Below are 19,267 nucleotides of genomic sequence, written 5' to 3'. Positions count from 1 at the left end.
AGGGTGGATAAGCGAAACCGCCCAACTTTTCCCGACGGCGGACTGGCGGGGGCGCTGACCCGCCCTACGGCAGAATCAACCTCTGAGCCGTTCTTTTGCTGGAGCGGCGGCTTCTCCTTCTCCCCACTGGGGAGAGGGGCGAGGGGAGTCTGTGCGGGCGGTGAAAGGTGCCGTTCGCCTTTGCGTCGCGTTCACATGAAATCTCGCATCCCGCGAACGGGTTAAGGGGGCTCGCCGCCGCCCCCTTAACAATCCCGGCTCGCGGCAGAAGGGCAGCCGCAGGAAAACCCCCTCGCATCCGCGTTGAGATTTGGAATTCTTTTGTAGGGTGGGCGCTATCCGTTCTGCACCACGAGGGAAAAGAGCGGTTAACGCCGCCCCAACGGCACAACCAGCGGCGTACCCGCTACCGGGTCTTCGATAATCATGCAGCGCAGACCGTAAATCGCCTCAATCAACGCTGGCGTCACTATCTCCTTCGGCGCGCCTTCCGCCACGATTTTCCCTTCCCGCAGCGCAATTAAGTGCGTCGCGTAGCGGCACGCCTGGTTAAGGTCGTGCAGCACCGCCGCCAGCGTATAACCCTGCTCGCGGTTCAGCTCGCTCAGTAGCTCCAGCAAATCTATCTGGTGGCTGATATCAAGCCAGGTGGTGGGTTCATCCAGCAGCATGATAGAGGTTTCCTGCGCCAGCACCATGGCTATCCAGGCCCGCTGTCGCTGACCGCCGGAAAGGGTATCGACGCCAAGGTGCGCAAGCGAAGCCACGCCCGTCGCCGCCATCGCCTTTTGTACCGCGCGCTCATCTTCCTCGCGCCAGCGGGTAAACAGCGGCTGATGCGGGTATCGGCCGCGCGCCACCAGCTCCTGCACCGTAATATCCCCCGGCGCGCTGGCGTTTTGCGCCAGCAGCCCAATGCGCCGGGCGACCTCTTTCGTGGCGTAGCGCTGGATCTGCTCGCCATCCAGCCACACGCTGCCCGCCGCAGGCTTCATCAGGCGGCTTAAGGTGCGAAGCAGCGTCGATTTGCCGCAGCCGTTAGGACCGATGATGGCGGTAAACTGGCCGTCCGGGATCGTCACGCTGAGGTTTTCGGCAACGAGGTAATCGCCATAGCCCAGCGTCAGGGCATCGCCATGCAGGCGCGTTAAGGTGCTCATCGCTTACGGGACTCCTGAATCAACAAGGCGATAAGATAAATACCGCCGAGGCTGACGGTGACCACGCCCACCGGCAGCTGATAAGGGGCAAAAAGGTGCTGCGCGCCGAGGTCGGCGGCGAGCAACAGCAGCGCGCCGCAGAGCGCCGACTGGAAAAGCCCCCAGCGGGCGGTGCGGCTCAGGCGGCGGGCGATGTGCGGCGCCACCAGCGCGACAAACGAAATGGGGCCGGCAAGCGCCGTGGCGGCGGCGGTCAGTACGACGGCGACCAGCATCAGCAGCAGGCGCGAGCGCTCAACCGGCACGCCGAGCGCGCAGGCGCTGTCGTCGCCCATCTCTAAAAGCCGCATCCGGCGCACCAGCAGCGCGCTCGCCAGCAGACCCAGCAGCATCAGCGGCGCGGCGGGGAATGTTTTGCTCCATGTGATGCCGTTAAGGGACCCGGCGTTCCACAGGCCTGCGGACAACGCCGTCTCAAGCGAGGCCTGCAATAAAAGCCAGGTATTGAACGCCACCAGCATGGCGCGCAGGCCGATGCCGATGATAATCAGCCGGAAGGTGTCGATGCCGTTTCGCCAGGCGAGCGCCCAGACGGCAAGCGAGGTAAGGATGCCGCCCGCCATCGCCGCCGCGGCGATGGTCGTCTGATGTTGACCAAACAGCACCATCGCCACCAGCACGCCGCTCCAGGCGCCGGTATTAAAACCCATCACATCCGGGCTGCCTAAGGGGTTACGCATCAGCGACTGGAAGATAGCGCCGCTGACGCCAAGCGCCGCGCCGAGCAGCAGCGCCATCGTCACGCGGGGCAAACGCCACTCCATGACAATGAGAGAAACGTTGCGCGGGGCATCGCCCCGTAGCGCATCCGCGACCTGAGCGATGCTCAGCGAAACGGCGCCCTGGCCCAGCGCCCATACGGCAAACGCGGCGCTGAGCAGCAAAAACAGGCCGCTGACCAACCATAAGCGAGGAGAAGCCTTCATAACGACACCTCGCCGCGACGGCGGCGCACCAGATAAATCAGCACCGGCGCGCCGATAAACGCGCTCACCACCGAAACGCGCATTTCACCCGGCACGATCAGCCGGCCAATCATATCGGCCACCAGCAGCAGGGCGGGGGTGGCGAGCAGCGTAACCGGCAATGACCAGCGGTGATCCGGCCCCACCAGCCAGCGCGCCATGTGCGGCATCATCAAACCGATAAAGGCGATGGGACCGACAGCCGCCGTCGCGCTGGCGCACAGCACCGTTATCACCAGCAGGCCAAGCAGCTGCGTACGCGCCACCCGGCTGCCGAGCGCGGTCGCCGTATCGCTGCCCATGCTCAGGCTGTTTAGCGCGCGGCTTAATCCCAGCGCCAGCGCCATGCCCGCCAGCACCGGCAGAACGATGATTTTGAGGGTAGAAAGCGTGCGAATGTCGAGCGAACCCGCCTGCCAGAAGCGCAGCCTGTCGTAAACCACCGGGTTGAGCAGCGAGACGCCGCTGGTAAAGCCTTCCAGCACGGCGGTAAGCGCGACGCCAGCCAGCGTCAGACGCACCGGGCTAAGCTGACCGCCGCCTGCGCTGCCGGTAAAGGCGACGATAAGCGAGGCGAAGAGCGCGCCGCCGAAGGCGAAACCCAGCAGGGAAAGCGAAGAGGAGGCGCCCCACAGGGCGGCGCCGATGACGATAGCGAAACTCGCGCCGGCGTTGACGCCAAGCAGGCCCGGGTCCGCCAGCGGGTTACGAGTGAGGGTTTGCATCAGCGCACCCGCCACGCCCAGCGCGCCGCCTGCGAGCAGGCCCGCCAGCGTTCGCGGCAGCCGCGCATCAAGCACAATGGTGCAGTCCGCGCTCCGGCACTGACCGCTCAGGGCGTCCAGCACCACCGACACCGGCATGGACTTAGCGCCCACCAACAAACTTAACGCCGCGATGAGCAGCAAAAAAAGAAAAAGGCCCAGCAGGGAGAAAGCCCGCGCTGAAAACCGTGAGGCCGACATAACGCACATCCCACAACGATAATGATAGTTATTATCACTCTTATCGGGCTATGTTAGCATGGGCGCCCCGTTAATCGGTAAGGAAAAATTCGCTCTCAAGGCCCTGTAATGAACCGAAATTCGCTGTTGCTCAACCTGAGTTTATTGAAAACCCATCCGGCTTACCGCGCTGTCTTCCTGGCGCGTTTTATTTCCATCCTCGCGCTGGGGCTGCTCGGCGTGGCGGTGCCGGTGCAGATCCAGACGCTCACCGGCTCCCCTTTTCAGGTGGGGCTTTCAGTTACGCTCACCGGCGGGGCGATGTTTATCGGCCTGATGACCGGCGGCGTGCTGGCGGACCGCCATGAGCGCAAAAAATTGATTCTGCTGGCGCGCTCCACCTGCGGCGTGGGGTTTATCGGGCTGTGGATTAACGCCATGCTGCCTGACCCTTCGCTTATCGCCATTTACCTGCTCGGCCTGTGGGACGGCTTTTTCGGCGCGATTGGCGTCACGGCGCTGCTGGCCGCCACGCCCGCCCTTGTCGGGCGAGAAAATTTGATGCAGGCGGGGGCGATTACCATGCTGACGGTGCGTCTGGGGTCGGTTATTTCGCCGCTTATCGGCGGCCTGCTGCTGGCCTCTGGCGGCGTAACATGGAACTACGCGCTGGCGGCGCTCGGCACCTTCATCACGCTGCTGCCGCTGCTTACGCTACCGAAACTGCCTGCGCCGCAGATGCAGCGCGAGCATCCGCTAAAGGCGCTGGCGAGCGCGTTTCGCTTTCTGCTGGCAAGCCCGGTAGTGGGCGGCGTGGCGCTTATCGGCGCCCTGCTCACGATGGCGAGCGCGGTGCGCGTGCTTTATCCGGCGCTGGCTAACCACTGGCAGATGGCGAGCGGCGAAATCGGCGCGCTTTACGCCGCCGTACCGCTGGGGGCGGCGGCAGGCGCGCTTACCAGTGGCAGGCTGGCGCACTCCACGCAGCCGGGGCGCGTTATGCTCATTACTTCCGTGCTGGCGTTCGTCGCGGTAGGCATTTTCAGCCTGATGCCGTTCTGGGGCTTAGGGGTTGTCTGCCTCGCGCTGTTCGGCTACCTGAGCGGCATCAGCTCGCTGGTTCAGTACACGCTGATTCAGACGCAGACGCCGGACCACATGCTCGGGCGTATTAACGGGCTGTGGACCGCGCAGAACGTAACGGGCGATGCGATTGGCGCGGCGCTGCTGGGCGGCATGGGCGTTGCGCTCTCGCCGGTCAGCTCGGCGAGCGTCAGTGGAATGGCGCTGGCGGTTGCAGGCGTTGCGCTTACGCTGCTGTTAAGCGAGCTTCGCCGCCTGCGGCAGTCGCCGCCGCAAGCGGTGAAGCCATAACAGAAGGGGCCCTGCGGCCCCTTTTTTACGCTTTAAATAACGCCGACAGCCGTTCGAGTATCAGGCTCGCGCTGTAATAATCCAGGCGGAAGGTCTCTGGCCCCAGCGCATAAACGCGCTTGTTTTGCACCGCGGGCAGATGAGAGAGCAGGGCGTTGCCGGTAAGCGCCTCAGCGTCTTTTTCATCGCTGGCGAAGAGGAAGAGCGTCTGGCCGTTCAGCCCCGACGCCAGGTTTTCACCCCCCAACTGTACGATGTCGTGGCGCTTGCCCATGCTGCTAAGCGCAGGTAGCAACGGCGGCGTCGCGAGGGTAAAGCCCAACTGCTGCAACAGCTGCCCCTGAGCGGACATCGGCGTAAAGAGGTTCGCCCCATGCGCGGCGGCGTTGTAGACCAGCGCGCTCACCGGCTGCGGCGGCAGCTTCATGTGCGCTTTCGCCTGGTCAAGCTTTTGCGCGAAGCTTGCAATGCGCGCCTGCGCCTCTTTCTCATGGCCGGTTATCTGCCCAAGCTGGGTTAACAGCTGCTGCCAGCTTTTGTCGTCGTAATTGATGATAAGCGTGGGGGCGATAGCGGAGAGCTGATCGTAAAGCGCCAGCGCCGAGTCGCCGCCAGTGGCGCTGATTAAAATCAGGTCCGGCATCTGCGCCGCTACCGCCTCGGCGTTCGGTTCGCCAATGTACAGGCGCTGCACGTTACGCTTTTTCGCAATGTCGCCCCACTGGCGCAGAAAGCCCTGGTCGTCCGCCAGCCGGTTGCCGGGCGTGGTCGCGCCGCTTGCCACCACGGGCGCGTCGAGCGCCAGCAGCGAACCGGTCAGGGTTACGCTTGTGGAAACAATGCGCTGCGGCGCTTTTTCAAGCGTTTGCGCGCCGCGGCTGTCGGTGACCTGACGCGGCCATGCCGCCGCCTGCGTGAGTGAGGAAAATCCTAAAACCAGTGCGCTGAAAAGCAGCAGCGCCCGTCGGGCGAAAAGGGAGATCACAGCGTCGCATCCTGTAAAAAGCAAGGTGAGTAATGCTTCTCATTTTCACCATTTACCGCAGCGATGCAAGCGCGCCGCTTAACGGAAAATGTGGCGTTGGTTGACATGCCCGACGTTTCGTCTTAGGTTACGCCACCAAATACAAATGATAACAATTATCAGTTCTCTTATCATTTTTGGAGGAGCGCATGGACACGTCTTTGGCTGAGGAAACGCAAGTGGAGAGGATAACCCTTTCACCGGACAGCTTTTTCTTCATGTCGCCGTATCGCAGCCTGGCCACTTCCGGCTGTTTCGCCCGGTTGACGACGCCTGCCGCCGATGGCGCAGATCGCAACGGGAAATTCCAGAAGGCGTTGCAAAACCACTTCGCCGCCGCCCGCGCGCAGGGCGTCAGCAACCCCATCGTCGTCGGCGCCATTCCGTTCGACACCCGTAAACCTTCGGCGCTGTTTATTCCCCAAACGTGGCGCGCCTTTAACCGCCAGCGTTATCGCAGCAGCGTGAAGCCGCAAAAACCGCTTCAGGTAACGCGCCGTCAGGCTATCCCTGAACAGCCGCAGTTTATGGAAATGGTGGCCCGCGCCGCCGCGCTTACCGACACGCCGCGCGTCGATAAAATCGTGCTGTCGCGCCTTATCGATATCACAACGCAAGACGCGCCCGACAGCGTTGCGCTGCTGGAGCGGCTTATCGCCCAGAACCCCACCAGTTTTAACTTCCACGTGCCGCTGGAAGCGGGCGGGGCGCTGCTTGGCGCAAGCCCGGAGCTGCTGCTGCGTAAATCGGGCGAGTGTTTCAGCTCGCTGCCGCTGGCCGGTTCCGCCCGCCGCATGCAGGATGAAGCGCAGGACAGGGAGGCGGGCCATCAACTGCTGCGTTCTGCGAAAGACAGACATGAGCATGAGCTGGTGACGAAAGCGATGAGAACCGTGCTGGCGCCGCGCAGTCGCCTGCTCAGCGTGCCGGAAACGCCGGCGCTTATCACCACGCCCACCCTCTGGCACCTTGCCACCGCCATTGAAGGCGAGACGCAGGACGCCCGCGATAACGCGCTAACGCTCGCCTGCCTGCTGCACCCGACGCCCGCCCTGAGCGGCTTCCCCCATGAGATAGCCAAAACGCTTATCGCCGAGCTGGAGCCGTTTGACCGTGAACTGTTCGGCGGCATCGTCGGCTGGTGCGACGACCAGGGCAATGGCGAGTGGGTGGTGACTATCCGCTGCGCGCAGCTTAACGGCAACCGCGTGCGGCTTTTCGCCGGCGCAGGCATTGTGCCCGCCTCTGAGCCGCAGAGCGAATGGCGCGAAACCGGCGTCAAGCTCTCGACCATGCTCAACGTATTTGGACTGAATGAAGGAAGCCCTGCATGACCCTCCCTTATACCCGCTGGCCGGATGATTTCGCCGCCCGCTACCGTGAAAAAGGCTACTGGCTGGATCTGCCGCTCACCGATATTTTAAGCCGCCACGCCAGCAGCGACGCGACGGCGCTGGTAGACGGCGAGCGGCGCTTCAGCTATCGCGAGCTGGAGCAGGCCGCCACGCGTCTTGCGGGCGCGCTGCAGCGCCGCGGGCTGAAAACCGGCGATACCGCGCTGATGCAGCTTGGCAACGTCGCGGAGTTTTACATCACGCTGTTCGCGCTGTGGAAAATCGGCGTGGCTTCCGTTAACGCGCTTTTCAGCCACCAGCGCACCGAGCTTGACGCCTACGCCAGCCAGATTGCCCCGGCGCTGCTGATTGCCGACCGCGAGCACGACCTGTTTGGCGACGACGCCTGGCTTGAAACGCTGAAAGCCAGAACGCCTTCGCTGCGCGTTATCGCCCTGCGCAACGACACGCTGGAAGCGCTGATTGACGAGCCGGCAGATAACGTTGTCGCCTCGCCTTCCGCGCCGGATGAAGTGGCTTTCTTCCAGCTTTCCGGCGGCAGCACCGGCACGCCGAAACTGATTCCGCGCACGCACAACGATTACTACTACAGCATTCGCCGCAGCGTAGAGATTTGCCGTTTTGATAGCGAAACGCGCTACCTCTGCGCGCTGCCCGCCGCCCATAACTACCCGATGAGCTCGCCCGGCGCGCTCGGCGTCTTCTTTGGCGGGGGCTGCGTGGTGCTGGCGAGCGACCCGAGCGCCACGCTCTGCTTCCCGCTGATTGAACAGCATCAGATTAACGTCACCGCGCTGGTGCCGCCTGCGGTGAGCCTTTGGCTACAGGCAGTGGGCGAGTGGGGTGGCAATACGCAGCTCGCCTCGCTGAAGCTGTTGCAGGTTGGCGGCGCTCGCCTTTCCGATTCTCTCGCCGCGCGTATTCCGGCGGAGCTCGGCTGCCAGTTGCAGCAGGTGTTCGGCATGGCGGAGGGGCTTGTGAACTACACCCGCCTGGACGACCCGGATGAGCGCATCTTCACCACCCAGGGCCGCCCGATGAGCCCGGATGACGAAGTCTGGGTCGCGGATGAAAGCGGCGAACCGCTGCCGCCCGGCGAAGTCGGCCGCCTGATGACGCGCGGCCCTTATACCTTCCGCGGCTACTACAACAGCCCGGAACACAACGCCCGCGCCTTTGATAAAAACGGCTTTTACTGCTCGGGCGATCTGATCGCCATCGATGAGCAGGGCTACATCACCGTCAAAGGGCGCGAGAAAGATCAGATCAACCGCGGCGGCGAGAAGATCGCAGCCGAAGAGATCGAAAATCTGCTGCTCAGCCATGAGGCTATCGTTCATGCCGCGCTGGTCTCGATGGAAGACAGCCTGATGGGCGAGAAGAGCTGCGCTTATATCGTCACCTCCCGCCCGGTAAAGGCGGTGGAGATCCGCCGCTTTCTGCGTGAGCTTGGCGTCGCCGATTTCAAGCTTCCGGATCGCGTGGAGCGCGTCGACGAACTGCCGCTTACGCCCGTCGGCAAAGTGGATAAAAAACAATTGCGTCAGTGGCTGGCGGCGCGTCAGTCCGCATCTGAGTAAGGAGAGAACATGGCTATTCCAAAACTGCACGCCTATGCGTTGCCGACAGCGGCAGATATCCCACAGAACAAAGTCCAGTGGGCGTTTGAGCCAGACCGCGCGGCACTGCTTATCCACGACATGCAGGACTATTTCCTCAACTTCTGGGGTGAAAACTGCCCGATGATCGAGCAGGTCGTGGCGAATGTCGTCGCGCTGCGTCAGTTCTGCAAACAGAACGGCATCCCGGTTTACTACACCGCGCAACCTAACAACCAGAGCGATGCCGACCGCGCGCTGCTGAATGACATGTGGGGCCCGGGGCTGAACAACCATCCCGACAAACAAAAAGTGGTGGATGCGCTTACCCCCGACGCAGACGATACCGTGCTGGTGAAGTGGCGCTACAGCGCATTTCACCGCTCGCCGCTTGAGCAGGCGTTGAAAGAAGCGGGTCGCGACCAGCTGATGATTTGCGGCGTCTACGCGCACATTGGCTGCATGATCACCGCAACAGACGCCTTTATGCGCGACATTAAGCCCTTTATGGTGGCGGACGCGCTGGCGGATTTCAGCCGCGAAGAGCACCTGATGGCGCTGAACTATGTCGCAGGGCGCGCTGGCCGCGTAGTAATGACCCGCGATATCGCGGCAAAAGCCGAACTGCCGCAGAGCAAAGCGGAACTTCGCGCGCTGATCCTGCCGCTGCTGGATGAATCCGACGAGCCGGAAGATGATGAGAACCTTATCGACTACGGTCTCGACTCCGTGCGCATGATGGCGCTGGCCGCCCGCTGGCGCAAAGCGCATGGCGATATCGACTTCGTCATGCTGGCGAAAAACCCGACGCTGGACGCCTGGTGGGCGCTGCTCGCCCGGGAGCCGCAGGCATGAGCTTCGATTTTAGCGGCCAGACGGTCTGGGTGACCGGCGCAGGCAAAGGCATCGGCTACGCCACGGCGCTGGCGTTTGTGGAAGCGGGCGCAAGCGTCGTGGGTTTCGACCTCGCCTTTGAACAGGAAAATTATCCGTTTGCGCGCGAAACGCTGGATGTGGCGGACGCCGCCGCCGTTGCGCGGACCTGCCAGCGTTTGCTGGCGGCAGAAAAGCGCCTCGACGTGCTGATTAACGCTGCCGGCATTTTGCGCATGGGGCCGACAGACGAACTTTCCGCAGCCGACTGGCAGCAGACCTTTGCGGTAAACGTTGGCGGCGCGTTTAACTTCTTTCAGCAGACCATGGCGCAGTTTCGCGCGCAAAAGGGCGGGGCTATCGTCACGGTAGCCTCTGACGCCGCGCACACGCCGCGCATTGGCATGTCCGCCTATGGCGCGTCGAAAGCGGCGCTGAAAAGCCTGGCGCTGACCGTAGGCCTGGAGCTTGCCCCCTTCGGCGTGCGGGCGAATCTGGTTTCGCCCGGCTCAACGGATACCGATATGCAGCGTACGCTCTGGAAGAGTGAAGATGCCGAACAGCAGCGCATTCGCGGCTTCGCAGAGCAGTTCAAGCTCGGTATCCCGCTGGGTAAAATCGCCCGTCCGCAGGAGATTGCCAACGCTATCCTGTTCCTGGCGTCCGCCCAGGCGAGCCACATTACGCTGCAGGATCTCGTTATCGACGGCGGCTCAACGCTGGGGGCATAGATGATCTGGAAACGACACATGACGCTGGAGGCGCTTAACGCCACCAGCGAAGGGACGATGGTGGCGCATCTTGGCATCGTTTACACCCGGCTTGGCGACGACTTGCTAGAGGCGACCATGCCGGTGGACGCCCGCACCCATCAACCGTTCGGCCTGCTGCATGGCGGCGCCTCGGCGGCGCTGGCGGAAACGCTGGGTTCGATGGCGGGTTATCTCACCACCCGCGACGGTCAGTGCGTGGTCGGCACGGAGCTGAACGCCACCCATCACCGCGCGGTTTCGCAAGGCACGGTGCGCGGCGTTTGCCAGCCGCTGCACCTTGGCAGGCAGAGCCAGAGCTGGGAGATTGTGATTTTCGACGAGCAGGGCAGGCGCTGCTGCACCAGCAGGCTGAGTACGGCGGTGCTGGGGTAAAGGGGCGTGACTTGCAGGACATCCGCCTTGTTGCCTTTGTATAAATTGACTCTGCGCAGACGGTGAAAGGTTCCGTTCGCCGGAAGGTGGTTTCCATATGCCACCTTCCATCAGGCGAACGTGTTAAGGGGGTTCGCCGCCATCCCGGGGTTTTCCCCCTTCGCTCTTTCCCGTGATCCCGCTAGCAGACTGACGTAAATCCCCGCACCAACCCCGCGTTTCTCCGGTAGCCAAGTTGTTAAATTCCTTGTCGTGATATAGAAACAAAATGTAACACCTCTGTTTCATTCCACCTTCACTGAAGGGACAATTCTTATGACGAATTCAGGGAAATACTTGCTGTGGGCGGGGCTCTCCGTGGCGGCCGCCTTCGCGATGGGCTACATCGCGCTTAACCGCGGCGAGCAAATTAACGCGCTGTGGATAGTGGTCGCCGCTGTCTGCATCTACCTCATCGCCTACCGTTTTTACGGTCTCTATATCGCTAAGCGGGTGCTTGGCGTGGACGCCACGCGCATGACGCCCGCCGTGCGCCATAACGACGGCCTCGACTATGTGCCCACCGACAAAAAAGTGCTGTTCGGCCACCATTTTGCCGCCATCGCTGGCGCAGGCCCGCTGGTGGGGCCGGTGCTGGCGGCGCAGATGGGCTATCTGCCGGGCATGCTCTGGATCCTCGCAGGCGTGGTGTTTGCTGGCGCGGTGCAGGATTTCATGGTGCTGTTTGTCTCAACCCGTCGCGACGGCCGCTCGCTTGGCGAGCTGGTGAAAGAGGAGATGGGCAATACCGCAGGCGTTATCGCGCTGATAGCCTGCTTTATGATCATGGTGATTATCCTCGCCGTGCTGGCGATGATCGTCGTGAAAGCGCTCACCCACAGCCCGTGGGGGACCTATACCGTCGCCTTTACCATCCCGCTTGCGATTTTCATGGGGATCTACATCCGTTACCTGCGGCCCGGACGCATTGGCGAGGTTTCCGTTATCGGCCTCGTGATGCTGGTCTTCGCTATTATTTCCGGCGGCTGGGTAGCGCAAAGCCCGACATGGGCGCCGTACTTCGATTTCACTGGCGTGCAGCTGACCTGGATGCTGGTGGGCTATGGCTTCGTGGCGGCGGTGCTGCCGGTCTGGCTGCTGCTCGCCCCGCGTGATTACCTCTCCACCTTCCTGAAAATCGGCACCATTATTGGTCTTGCCATCGGCATTCTGATTATGCGCCCGACGCTGACCATGCCGGCGATGACGAAATTTATCGACGGCACCGGGCCGGTGTGGAGCGGCAACCTTTTCCCGTTCCTGTTTATTACCATCGCCTGCGGCGCAGTTTCCGGCTTCCATGCGCTGATCGCCTCCGGCACCACGCCGAAGATGCTGGCGAACGAAAATCAGGCCTGTTTTATCGGCTACGGCGGCATGCTGATGGAATCGTTTGTCGCCATTATGGCGCTGGTTTCCGCCTGCGTGATCGACCCGGGCGTTTACTTCGCCATGAACAGCCCGATGGCGGTGCTGGCGCCTGCCGGTACGGCGGACGTGGTGGCTTCGGCGGCGCAGGTGGTCAGCGGCTGGGGCTTCCAGATAACGCCGGATACGCTTAGCCAGATAGCCGCTGACGTGGGCGAACAAACTATTATCTCCCGCGCGGGCGGCGCGCCGACCTTAGCCGTCGGCATGGCCTATATTCTGCACGGCGCGCTCGGCGGGCTGATGGATGTCTCGTTCTGGTATCACTTCGCTATTCTGTTCGAGGCGCTGTTTATCCTGACCGCGGTGGACGCGGGCACCCGCGCGGCGCGCTTTATGCTGCAGGACCTGCTGGGGGTGATTTCGCCCAACCTCAAGCGTACCGAGTCGCTGCCCGCTAACCTGCTGGCGACGGCGCTCTGCGTGCTGGCGTGGGGCTACTTCCTGCACCAGGGGGTGGTGGACCCGCTTGGCGGCATCAACACCCTCTGGCCGCTCTTTGGCATCGCCAACCAGATGCTGGCGGGCATGGCGCTGATGCTTTGCGCCGTGGTGCTGTTCAAGATGAAGCGCCAGATGTACGCCTGGGTGGCGCTGCTGCCGACCGCCTGGCTGCTTATCTGCACGCTGACGGCGGGCTGGCAAAAGGCCTTCAGCCCGGATAATAAAGTCGGCTTTCTGGCCATCGCCAACCGCTTCCAGGCGATGATCGACAGCGGTAACATTCCGGCGCAGTACACCCAGGCGCAATTAAGCCAGCTGGTGTTTAATAACCGTCTCGATGCCGGGCTGACCATCTTCTTTATGGCGGTGGTCGTCGTGCTGGCGCTCTTTTCGCTAAAAACCGCGATGAAAGCGCTGAAAGAAAATCGCCCGACCGCCAGGGAGACGCCGTACGAGCCGATGCCCGAAAACCTTGATCGTATTGTCACCGAAGCGAAAAGCGCGCATTAAGTCTGTAACGTACATATGTCTCTCCCCTTTTCCTCAGCATTGTGGCTGAGGGGGAGGGGATAACGAGGATAAAACGATGTTTGATACCCTTGCCAAAGCCGGGAAATACCTCGGCCAGGCGGCGAAAATGATGATCGGCGTGCCGGACTACGATAACTACGTAGAGCACATGCGCGTCAACCACCCGGACCAGACGCCCATGACGTACGAAGCGTTCTTTCGGGAACGTCAGGATGCCCGTTACGGCGGCAAAGGCGGGGCGAAGTGCTGCTAAGCGTCCGTCAGCGGTACTGCACCAGCTGCTCCGGCTGGCAGCCATAGAGCGCCGCCAGTTTTTCGCGGGTACGTTTTTGCGGGCGAGAATCAGGGGATTCCAGCTGCGAAACGGCAGACTGGCTGATGCCGAGTTTTTCAGCCACCTCCTGCTGCGACAGCCCGCGCCAGATACGCCAGGCGGCCTGTAAACTCACGTTCTGCTCGACTGTAATGCCAACCACCTCATGCGGCAGCGTGGCGTCATCATCGCTATCCGGCTCATATGGCAATGACGCCAGCGCCTCGTCATCTTCCAGTTGCGCCAGCAAAGACAGATAGAGCTCATAAGGGATGACCGCATATTCGGGTTTGCCCTGTTTATCATGAATAATTTGTGCGTTGAGCATAGCGATCCCCCGTTAATTTAGATAAGTCGTCGTGGTTCTGCGTTTCACTTCCAGAATGAGGCAGATAACCGGTACGCCTGCCACGCGCTCGTAGATAACCCGATAACTCCCCACCCGCAGCCGGTAACGGGGTTTCAGCCCCGCCAGTTTTACAATGTCCAGCCTGGTGTCTTCAGCGGCGAGCGCGGAGACCTTCTTATAGAGCGTGAGTCTGTCGCTTTCCGGTACGGCATTGAGTTGTTTGTACGCCCGCTTTGTCCATCTGATCTCCATTGCGTTCCCTCACTCTATCTGTTTCCGTGTTATAAGTAAAATATAAGAATATAAGCTTTTATCTGAAAGTAATTTGCTTATATGAAGTACGCTAAACGGGGAGCGGGCGGGAGGAAAGCGGCAGCGAAAGGTTGCTCGTGCCGTCTCGCAAAAACGCCTTCCGGGCGGAAGGCGTCAGGTATCAGGCGGCTTCGGGTTTCGGCTCTTCCAGCCGCTGACGCTTGCGCAGCGACGGGAAGAGACGCATCCAGAGCCCCACCACCACCAGCGTGCCGATACCGCCGATCGCCGCGGCGGGTACGGCGCCGAGCAGCGCCGCCAGCATGCCGGACTCAAATTCGCCGAGCTGGTTAGAGGTGTTGATAAAAATCGAGTTAACGGCATTCACGCGGCCCAGCATCTCGTTGGGGGTATCAAGCTGCACCAGCGCGCCGCGAATAACCATGCTCACCATATCGAAACCGCCCGTGGCGAAGAGCGCGATAAGCGAAAGCCACAGGTTGCTTGAGAGCGCGAACACCAGCGTCGCCACGCCAAAACCAGCGACGCAGAGGAACATAATCATGCCGACGTTCTTTTCCAGCGAATGGCGGCTCAACCAGAAGCCCACCAGCAGCGCGCCGACGGCGGGGGCCGCGCGCAGCAGGCCCAAACCCCACGGGCCGGTATGCAGAATATCGTGCGCATAAATGGGCAGCAGCGCCGTGGCGCCGCCCAGCAGCACGGCAAAAAGGTCGAGGGAGATAACCCCCAGCACGTCCGGCCGCTCGCGAATAAACTTCACCCCGGCGAAGAGGGTGGCGAGGCTTGCGGGCTGGCGCTTCGGCGGCGCCTGTTCGTAGCGCAGGCGGCTGACCATCGCAATGGAAATAAGGTACAGCACGGCGGTCAGCCCATAGACCACATCCGCGCCGAAAGCGTACAGCAGGCCGCCCAGCGCCGGGCCCATGATCATCGCCGCCTGACTTGAAACCGCGCTCGCCGCCGTGGCGCGGGCCAGCAGGGCGGGCGGCACCAGGGCGGGCAGCATCGACTGCAATGACGGCGCCTCCATCACTTTCGCCACCGAAATTACAAAAATCAGCCCGAGAATGATATTTACATCCGCCAGATGCATCACCGTTACGGCGGTAAGGGCGCCGATGGCCAGCCATTCCACCAGTTGCCCCAGCAGCACCACGCGGCGGCGGTCGCGCTGGTCGGCGACGTGGCCTGCCCAGAGCGCAAGCGTAACAGAGGGAAGAAACTGCACCAGACCTATCAGACCGAGATAAAACGCGCTGTGGGTGAGCGCGTAAATCTGCCAGCCCACCACAATAGACAACATCTGGAAACCAAAGCCGGAGCAGGTGCGCGCCAGCCAGAAGGCGACAAACGAGCGATGCGCCAGCAGCGACGCCCCGCCGTCAGAGTGTACAGAAGCCATAAACCATCCCATTAACGCAAAAAAAAGAGGCGGCGCGAGTTAGTGGTTTATCGCCGCATCAACAAGGTTTTAAGCCTACAGGGATTTTGCGAAAAGTGGCATGGCGGCGCGTGCTTTTCCTTAGCGTGCGAAGCTTTCCACTTTTTCAAACGCCGCGCGCAGGGCGGCAGGCGTCAGCGCCACCGGCAGGTAGTGAATCGACTCGACCGGGCGCAGCGTATGGGCAATCACGCGCTCCAGATCTGCGGCGTTGCGGATATCCACTTCCAGTTCGCCAAGCGTGGTCGGCAGGTTAAAGCGCTGATAAGCGTTAATCAGCTGCGCAAGCACCTCATCCTGACCGAGCAGGGCGCTCTGCACCAGAATGCCGTAAGCCACCTTGGTGCCGTGGAGGAATTTCTCGGTCTGCGGCAGCACGGTGAGGCCGTTATGCACCGCATGCGCCGCCGCCACGCGGGTGTAGCGTTCGCCAAGGCCGCCCACCATGCCGCCGCCAGCGATAATCGCATCGACCACGTCGCGGAAATCCTGGGTCAGTTCGCCGCGCTGCTGGTCCGCCAGCGCCGCTTCGCTTTGCTCAAGCAGTACGTCGCGAATGGCCAGCGCGCCGTTAATGCCCAGGCGCACGGTCAGCGGCAGGGTTTCAGGCTCTGGCGCCAGCACCACCGCTTCATACCATTTGGCGAGCGTATCGCCGATGCCCGCCAGCAAATACTCCACCGGCGCGCGCAGGATAATCTCCGGCTCCACCAGCACCAGGTGGTTGGCATCGTTGAATATCTCAAAATGCAGCGCCTGGCCTGCGTCGTTATACCAGACCGAGAGCGGCGTCCAGGCGGCGCAGGTGGCGGCGATGGTCGGTATGGCGACGACCGGCAACCCCAGGCGGCGGGCCAGCGCTTTGGCGGTATCGAGCAGCGCGCCGCCGCCCACGCCAATAACGACCGCGCGGTCCTCTCCCGCTTCCTGCGCAAGCTTCGCCACATCGCTTTCGCTGCAGTGGCCCTGAAAGAGACATTTTTTCGCGCCCGGCGCGTTAAACGCGTCCGGCAGAAAAGGCCGGGCGGCGGCAATAGCGCGTTCGCCATAAACCCAGAAAGCGCGGGAAAGTTGTTCGGCCGTGTAGAAGTCCGCAAGGCGCGCCAGCGCGCCCGCGTGAGAATAGTAGTTAGCCGGGCCGGGAACGACGCGAATATCGGTGTTGCTGCTCATGATGGTGTCCTTGTTATGTTTTCTCTCACCCTACCACAAACAGACTTCCAGACGTCTGATTTAATCGCGGCGGCATGTTGCATTATTTTCATGATGCAGGGCGAAGCGCGCCGATCATGAATTATTTCGATGTTACTTCTGGACATCTGGACGGCTAATACTTTTTCGCTTTATCTTATGCCGATTCGTTCATTGCCAGCAGACAGGTCTGCGTGAAAAAGTGGCAAATCATCGCGTTATTACCACCCGGAGAGCCCCGCCATGCCTGTTTCGCAGCGCCTTGAAATGCGCGCTATCTCGATTGCCTTTGCCGGGTTTCAGGCGCTCACAAAAGTCGATTTCACGCTGCGCGGCGGCTCCGTCCACGCGCTGACGGGCGCCAACGGTGCGGGGAAATCGACGCTGATGGCGGTGCTGTGCGGCACCTATCCCGATTATCAGGGCGAGATCCTTATTGACGGCGAACCGGTGGTTATCCGCTCGCCGCGCGAGGCCAAAGCGCATGGCATTCATCTGGTGCAGCAGGAAGTGGACGTCGCGCTGGTGCCGGGGCTGAGCATTGCAGAGAACATTATGCTCGACCATCTGGCGCAGCCCGGCCACTACTATCGCTGGCGCGCCATTCGCACCAGCGCGCAGCAGGCGCTGGCGCAGCTGGATGTCGAACTCGACGTTAACCGGCGCATTGAGCGCTGCACCCTTGCCGAAAAACAGCAAATTTTACTGGCGCGCGCGCTGTCCCACCGCTGCCGTTTTTTAATTCTCGACGAACCTACCGCGCCGCTGGACCAGCATGAAAGCGAGCGGCTTTTCTCAGTCGTGAAGCGGCTGCAGGGGCAGGGCATCGGCGTGGTGTTTATCTCGCACCGCATACATGAATTAAACGCTATCTGCGACACCCTGACGGTGCTGCGCGACGGCAGGCTGATTGAAAGCGGCCCGATGGCGGCGCTCAGCGGCGAACAGATCGTCGAAAAGATGCTCGGCCATGAACTGGCGGATATCTACCCGCCAAAGCGTCCAACACTTAGCGACGAGACGCTGTTGCGCATCGACGGGCTGCATGATGAAAGCCTGCTGTACGATATTTCCCTGCGCCTTAAGCGCGGCGAAATTCTTGGCATCGCCGGACTGGCGGGGGCGGGCAAAACGGAACTCTGCAAGGCGCTGTTCGGCGCGACAAAAAGCACGCTGCGCGCAGGCGAGCTGAACGGCAAGCCCTGGCGGCCGCGCGACCCGGCGCATTCGGTGGAGCAGGGGCTGGCTTTGATCCCTGAAGAGCGGCGCAAAGAGGGCATTTTTATCGACGAGCCGGTCGTCATGAACCTGGCGGTGAGCGCTGATAACACCTTCGCCCGCGCAAGCCTCTTTCGCCATCGCGAGGCGTGGCGCTGGGCGCTTGAAAGCATCGCTAAGCTTGGCGTGCGCACCACCGGCCCGGCGCAGCCGCTGCGTCGTCTTTCCGGCGGCAACCAGCAGAAGGTGGCCATCGGCAAATGGCTGCGCGGCCAGGCGGAAGTGCTGATTTTTGACGAGCCGACCAAAGGGGTGGACGTGAAAGCGAAAACCGACCTTTTCACTCTTATCGACCAGTTGGCCCGCGAAGGCAAAGGAATTATTTACGCCTCCGGCGAATTCGCCGAACTGGTGGGCCTGTGCGACCGCATCTGCGTGCTCTGGGACGGGCGCATCGTCGCGGAGCTGGAGGGTAAACAGGCCAGCGAAGAAACCTTACTACTTTACTCCACCGGAGGAACCCCTGCGTGAGCAAAGCCGCAACCCTTAAGACGACGCCCTCGGCGCGTCATCAGCTATTTGAATTTTTCTATAAGTGGGGAATGCTGCTTACGGTGGTGGCGCTGATTGCGCTGTTCGGCATCGCCTCCGACAATTTCCTCGACCCGTTCAATATCATCAATATTCTGCGCTCTATCGCCATCGTGACGGTGATAGCTATCGGCGTGTCGGTATCGCTTACCGTCGGCGGGTTTGATCTCTCCGTGGGCTCTACCGCCTCGCTTGCCAACGCGCTGGTGATTTCGCTCTTTGTCTGGCATGGCTTCGGCGCCACCGAAGCCATCGTCATCACGCTGCTGCTCTGCGCGCTGGTGGGGCTGTTCAACGTCTTTTTGATAGTGGTGCTGAAAATCCCCGATATGCTCGCCACCCTCGCCAGCCTGTTTGTGATTCAGGGCGTGGCGATGACTTACAGCTACGGCGGGTCGATTACCGAAAACATGGTGCTGCCGAGCGGCGAGATGGCGGAGGGGGCTATCCCTGAAGCGTTCGGGCTGCTGGGACAGGTGCCGACCATCGTCATCATCATGCTGGTTGTCACCGTAGTGGCGCAGCTTGGCCTTTCGCTCACCACCCACGGGCGGCGCATGTACGCCATCGGCGGCAACCCGGAAGCGGCGCGCCTTTCCGGCATTCGCACTACCCGCTATAAAGTGGCGGCCTACATGATAGCGTCGCTGCTGGCGGGGCTTGGCGGCATTTTACTCGCTTCGCGCATCGGCTCTTCGCAGGTGAATGCAGGCGGCGGCTACTTGATGGACGCCGTCGCGGCGGCGTGGATAGGCTTTTCGCTCGCCGGAAGCGGCAAGCCGAACGCGCTTGGCACGTTAGTGGGCGCGGTGATTCTGGGCGTGCTCTCCAACGGGCTGGTGATGCTCTCGGTGCCGTACTACGCAATGGACATTATCAAGGGGCTGGTGCTTGCTGGAGCGCTTGCCATCACATATATCCAGCGCCGTTAATCACAGGACAGGGAAT

General features: G+C 61.7%; 18 protein-coding genes. 10 read left to right on the top strand and 8 right to left on the bottom strand.

The window, feature by feature from the left end; translation table 11 throughout:
• Positions 1-368: 368 nt before the first annotated feature.
• Genes fepC through fepD form a run of 3 tightly spaced genes read right to left on the bottom strand, consistent with a single transcriptional unit; the run spans position 369 to position 3,150 of the window.
• Positions 369-1,160: an iron-enterobactin ABC transporter ATP-binding protein gene (gene fepC / locus ACU4F7_RS16370; RefSeq protein WP_024558682.1), complete on the bottom strand. Its 792-nt coding sequence runs from the start codon at positions 1,158-1,160 to the stop codon at positions 369-371.
• Positions 1,157-2,146 carry an iron-enterobactin ABC transporter permease gene (gene fepG, locus ACU4F7_RS16365; protein WP_481637363.1) on the bottom strand — a complete coding sequence of 330 codons (990 nt, stop codon included), beginning with the start codon at positions 2,144-2,146 and terminating at the stop codon, positions 1,157-1,159. The genes fepC and fepG overlap by 4 nt, the downstream gene beginning before the upstream one ends.
• The gene (gene fepD, locus ACU4F7_RS16360; RefSeq protein ID WP_481637362.1) at positions 2,143-3,150 is read right to left on the bottom strand and encodes a Fe(3+)-siderophore ABC transporter permease; all 1,008 of its coding nucleotides are present in this window, start codon (positions 3,148-3,150) and stop codon (positions 2,143-2,145) included. The genes fepG and fepD overlap by 4 nt, the downstream gene beginning before the upstream one ends.
• A gap of 108 nt (positions 3,151-3,258) precedes the next feature.
• On the opposite strand from fepD, the gene entS reads away from it, so the two are divergent.
• Positions 3,259-4,503: an enterobactin transporter EntS gene (entS, locus tag ACU4F7_RS16355; protein WP_481637361.1), complete on the top strand. Its 1,245-nt coding sequence runs from the start codon at positions 3,259-3,261 to the stop codon at positions 4,501-4,503.
• 25 nt (positions 4,504-4,528) lie between these two features.
• Here the strand turns inward: entS and fepB are convergent, their stop codons facing one another.
• Positions 4,529-5,485, bottom strand: a complete 957-nt coding sequence (gene fepB, locus ACU4F7_RS16350) for a Fe2+-enterobactin ABC transporter substrate-binding protein (protein ID WP_029593562.1) — start codon at positions 5,483-5,485, stop codon at positions 4,529-4,531.
• Between the two features lie 191 nt (positions 5,486-5,676).
• Between fepB and entC the strand changes: the two genes are divergently transcribed.
• The 7 genes from entC (at position 5,677) to ACU4F7_RS16315 (ending at position 13,193) form a co-directional block, all read left to right on the top strand.
• Positions 5,677-6,861 (top strand): isochorismate synthase EntC, encoded by a 1,185-nt coding sequence (entC, locus tag ACU4F7_RS16345; RefSeq protein WP_029593561.1) that lies wholly within the window; start codon positions 5,677-5,679, stop codon positions 6,859-6,861.
• A complete protein-coding gene (locus ACU4F7_RS16340; protein ID WP_481637360.1) occupies positions 6,858-8,462 on the top strand; it encodes a (2,3-dihydroxybenzoyl)adenylate synthase in 1,605 nt (534 codons plus the stop codon). Before entC ends, ACU4F7_RS16340 begins: the two co-directional genes overlap by 4 nt.
• Before the next feature lie 9 nt (positions 8,463-8,471).
• Positions 8,472-9,335 carry an isochorismatase gene (locus ACU4F7_RS16335; protein WP_029593559.1) on the top strand — a complete coding sequence of 288 codons (864 nt, stop codon included), beginning with the start codon at positions 8,472-8,474 and terminating at the stop codon, positions 9,333-9,335.
• A complete protein-coding gene (gene entA, locus ACU4F7_RS16330; RefSeq protein ID WP_029593558.1) occupies positions 9,332-10,084 on the top strand; it encodes a 2,3-dihydro-2,3-dihydroxybenzoate dehydrogenase EntA in 753 nt (250 codons plus the stop codon). Before ACU4F7_RS16335 ends, entA begins: the two co-directional genes overlap by 4 nt.
• On the top strand, positions 10,085-10,498 hold the full coding sequence (gene entH / locus ACU4F7_RS16325) for a proofreading thioesterase EntH (protein ID WP_024558673.1): 414 nt from the start codon (positions 10,085-10,087) through the stop codon (positions 10,496-10,498).
• 315 nt (positions 10,499-10,813) lie between these two features.
• Complete coding sequence (gene cstA, locus ACU4F7_RS16320) at positions 10,814-12,919, top strand: pyruvate/proton symporter CstA (protein ID WP_029593556.1); 2,106 nt, start codon at positions 10,814-10,816, stop codon at positions 12,917-12,919.
• 76 nt (positions 12,920-12,995) lie between these two features.
• On the top strand, positions 12,996-13,193 hold the full coding sequence (locus ACU4F7_RS16315) for a YbdD/YjiX family protein (RefSeq protein ID WP_024558671.1): 198 nt from the start codon (positions 12,996-12,998) through the stop codon (positions 13,191-13,193).
• Between the two features lie 7 nt (positions 13,194-13,200).
• On the opposite strand, the gene ACU4F7_RS16310 is transcribed toward ACU4F7_RS16315, so the two are convergent.
• The 4 genes from ACU4F7_RS16310 to ACU4F7_RS16295 form a co-directional block, all read right to left on the bottom strand.
• Complete coding sequence (locus tag ACU4F7_RS16310) at positions 13,201-13,581, bottom strand: helix-turn-helix domain-containing protein (protein WP_029593555.1); 381 nt, start codon at positions 13,579-13,581, stop codon at positions 13,201-13,203.
• A 12-nt stretch (positions 13,582-13,593) separates the two neighbouring features.
• Complete coding sequence (locus tag ACU4F7_RS16305) at positions 13,594-13,854, bottom strand: type II toxin-antitoxin system RelE family toxin (RefSeq protein WP_024558669.1); 261 nt, start codon at positions 13,852-13,854, stop codon at positions 13,594-13,596.
• A 181-nt stretch (positions 13,855-14,035) separates the two neighbouring features.
• Complete coding sequence (locus ACU4F7_RS16300) at positions 14,036-15,280, bottom strand: MFS transporter (protein WP_029593554.1); 1,245 nt, start codon at positions 15,278-15,280, stop codon at positions 14,036-14,038.
• Positions 15,281-15,400: 120 nt separating this feature from the next.
• Positions 15,401-16,492, bottom strand: a complete 1,092-nt coding sequence (locus tag ACU4F7_RS16295) for an oxidoreductase (RefSeq protein ID WP_029593553.1) — start codon at positions 16,490-16,492, stop codon at positions 15,401-15,403.
• Between the two features lie 261 nt (positions 16,493-16,753).
• Here ACU4F7_RS16295 and ACU4F7_RS16290 point away from each other — a divergent pair, with 261 nt between their 5' ends.
• Together ACU4F7_RS16290 and ACU4F7_RS16285 are read left to right on the top strand one after the other, a co-directional pair.
• Positions 16,754-18,259 carry a sugar ABC transporter ATP-binding protein gene (locus ACU4F7_RS16290; protein WP_481637359.1) on the top strand — a complete coding sequence of 502 codons (1,506 nt, stop codon included), beginning with the start codon at positions 16,754-16,756 and terminating at the stop codon, positions 18,257-18,259.
• Positions 18,256-19,251, top strand: a complete 996-nt coding sequence (locus ACU4F7_RS16285) for an ABC transporter permease (RefSeq protein WP_481637358.1) — start codon at positions 18,256-18,258, stop codon at positions 19,249-19,251. The genes ACU4F7_RS16290 and ACU4F7_RS16285 overlap by 4 nt, the downstream gene beginning before the upstream one ends.
• Positions 19,252-19,267 lie beyond the last annotated feature (16 nt).

It is taken from the genome of Franconibacter pulveris, assembly GCF_056780215.1.
The sequence above is the reverse complement of the archived record's forward strand: the minus strand, read 5'-3'. Positions and strand labels throughout refer to the sequence as shown.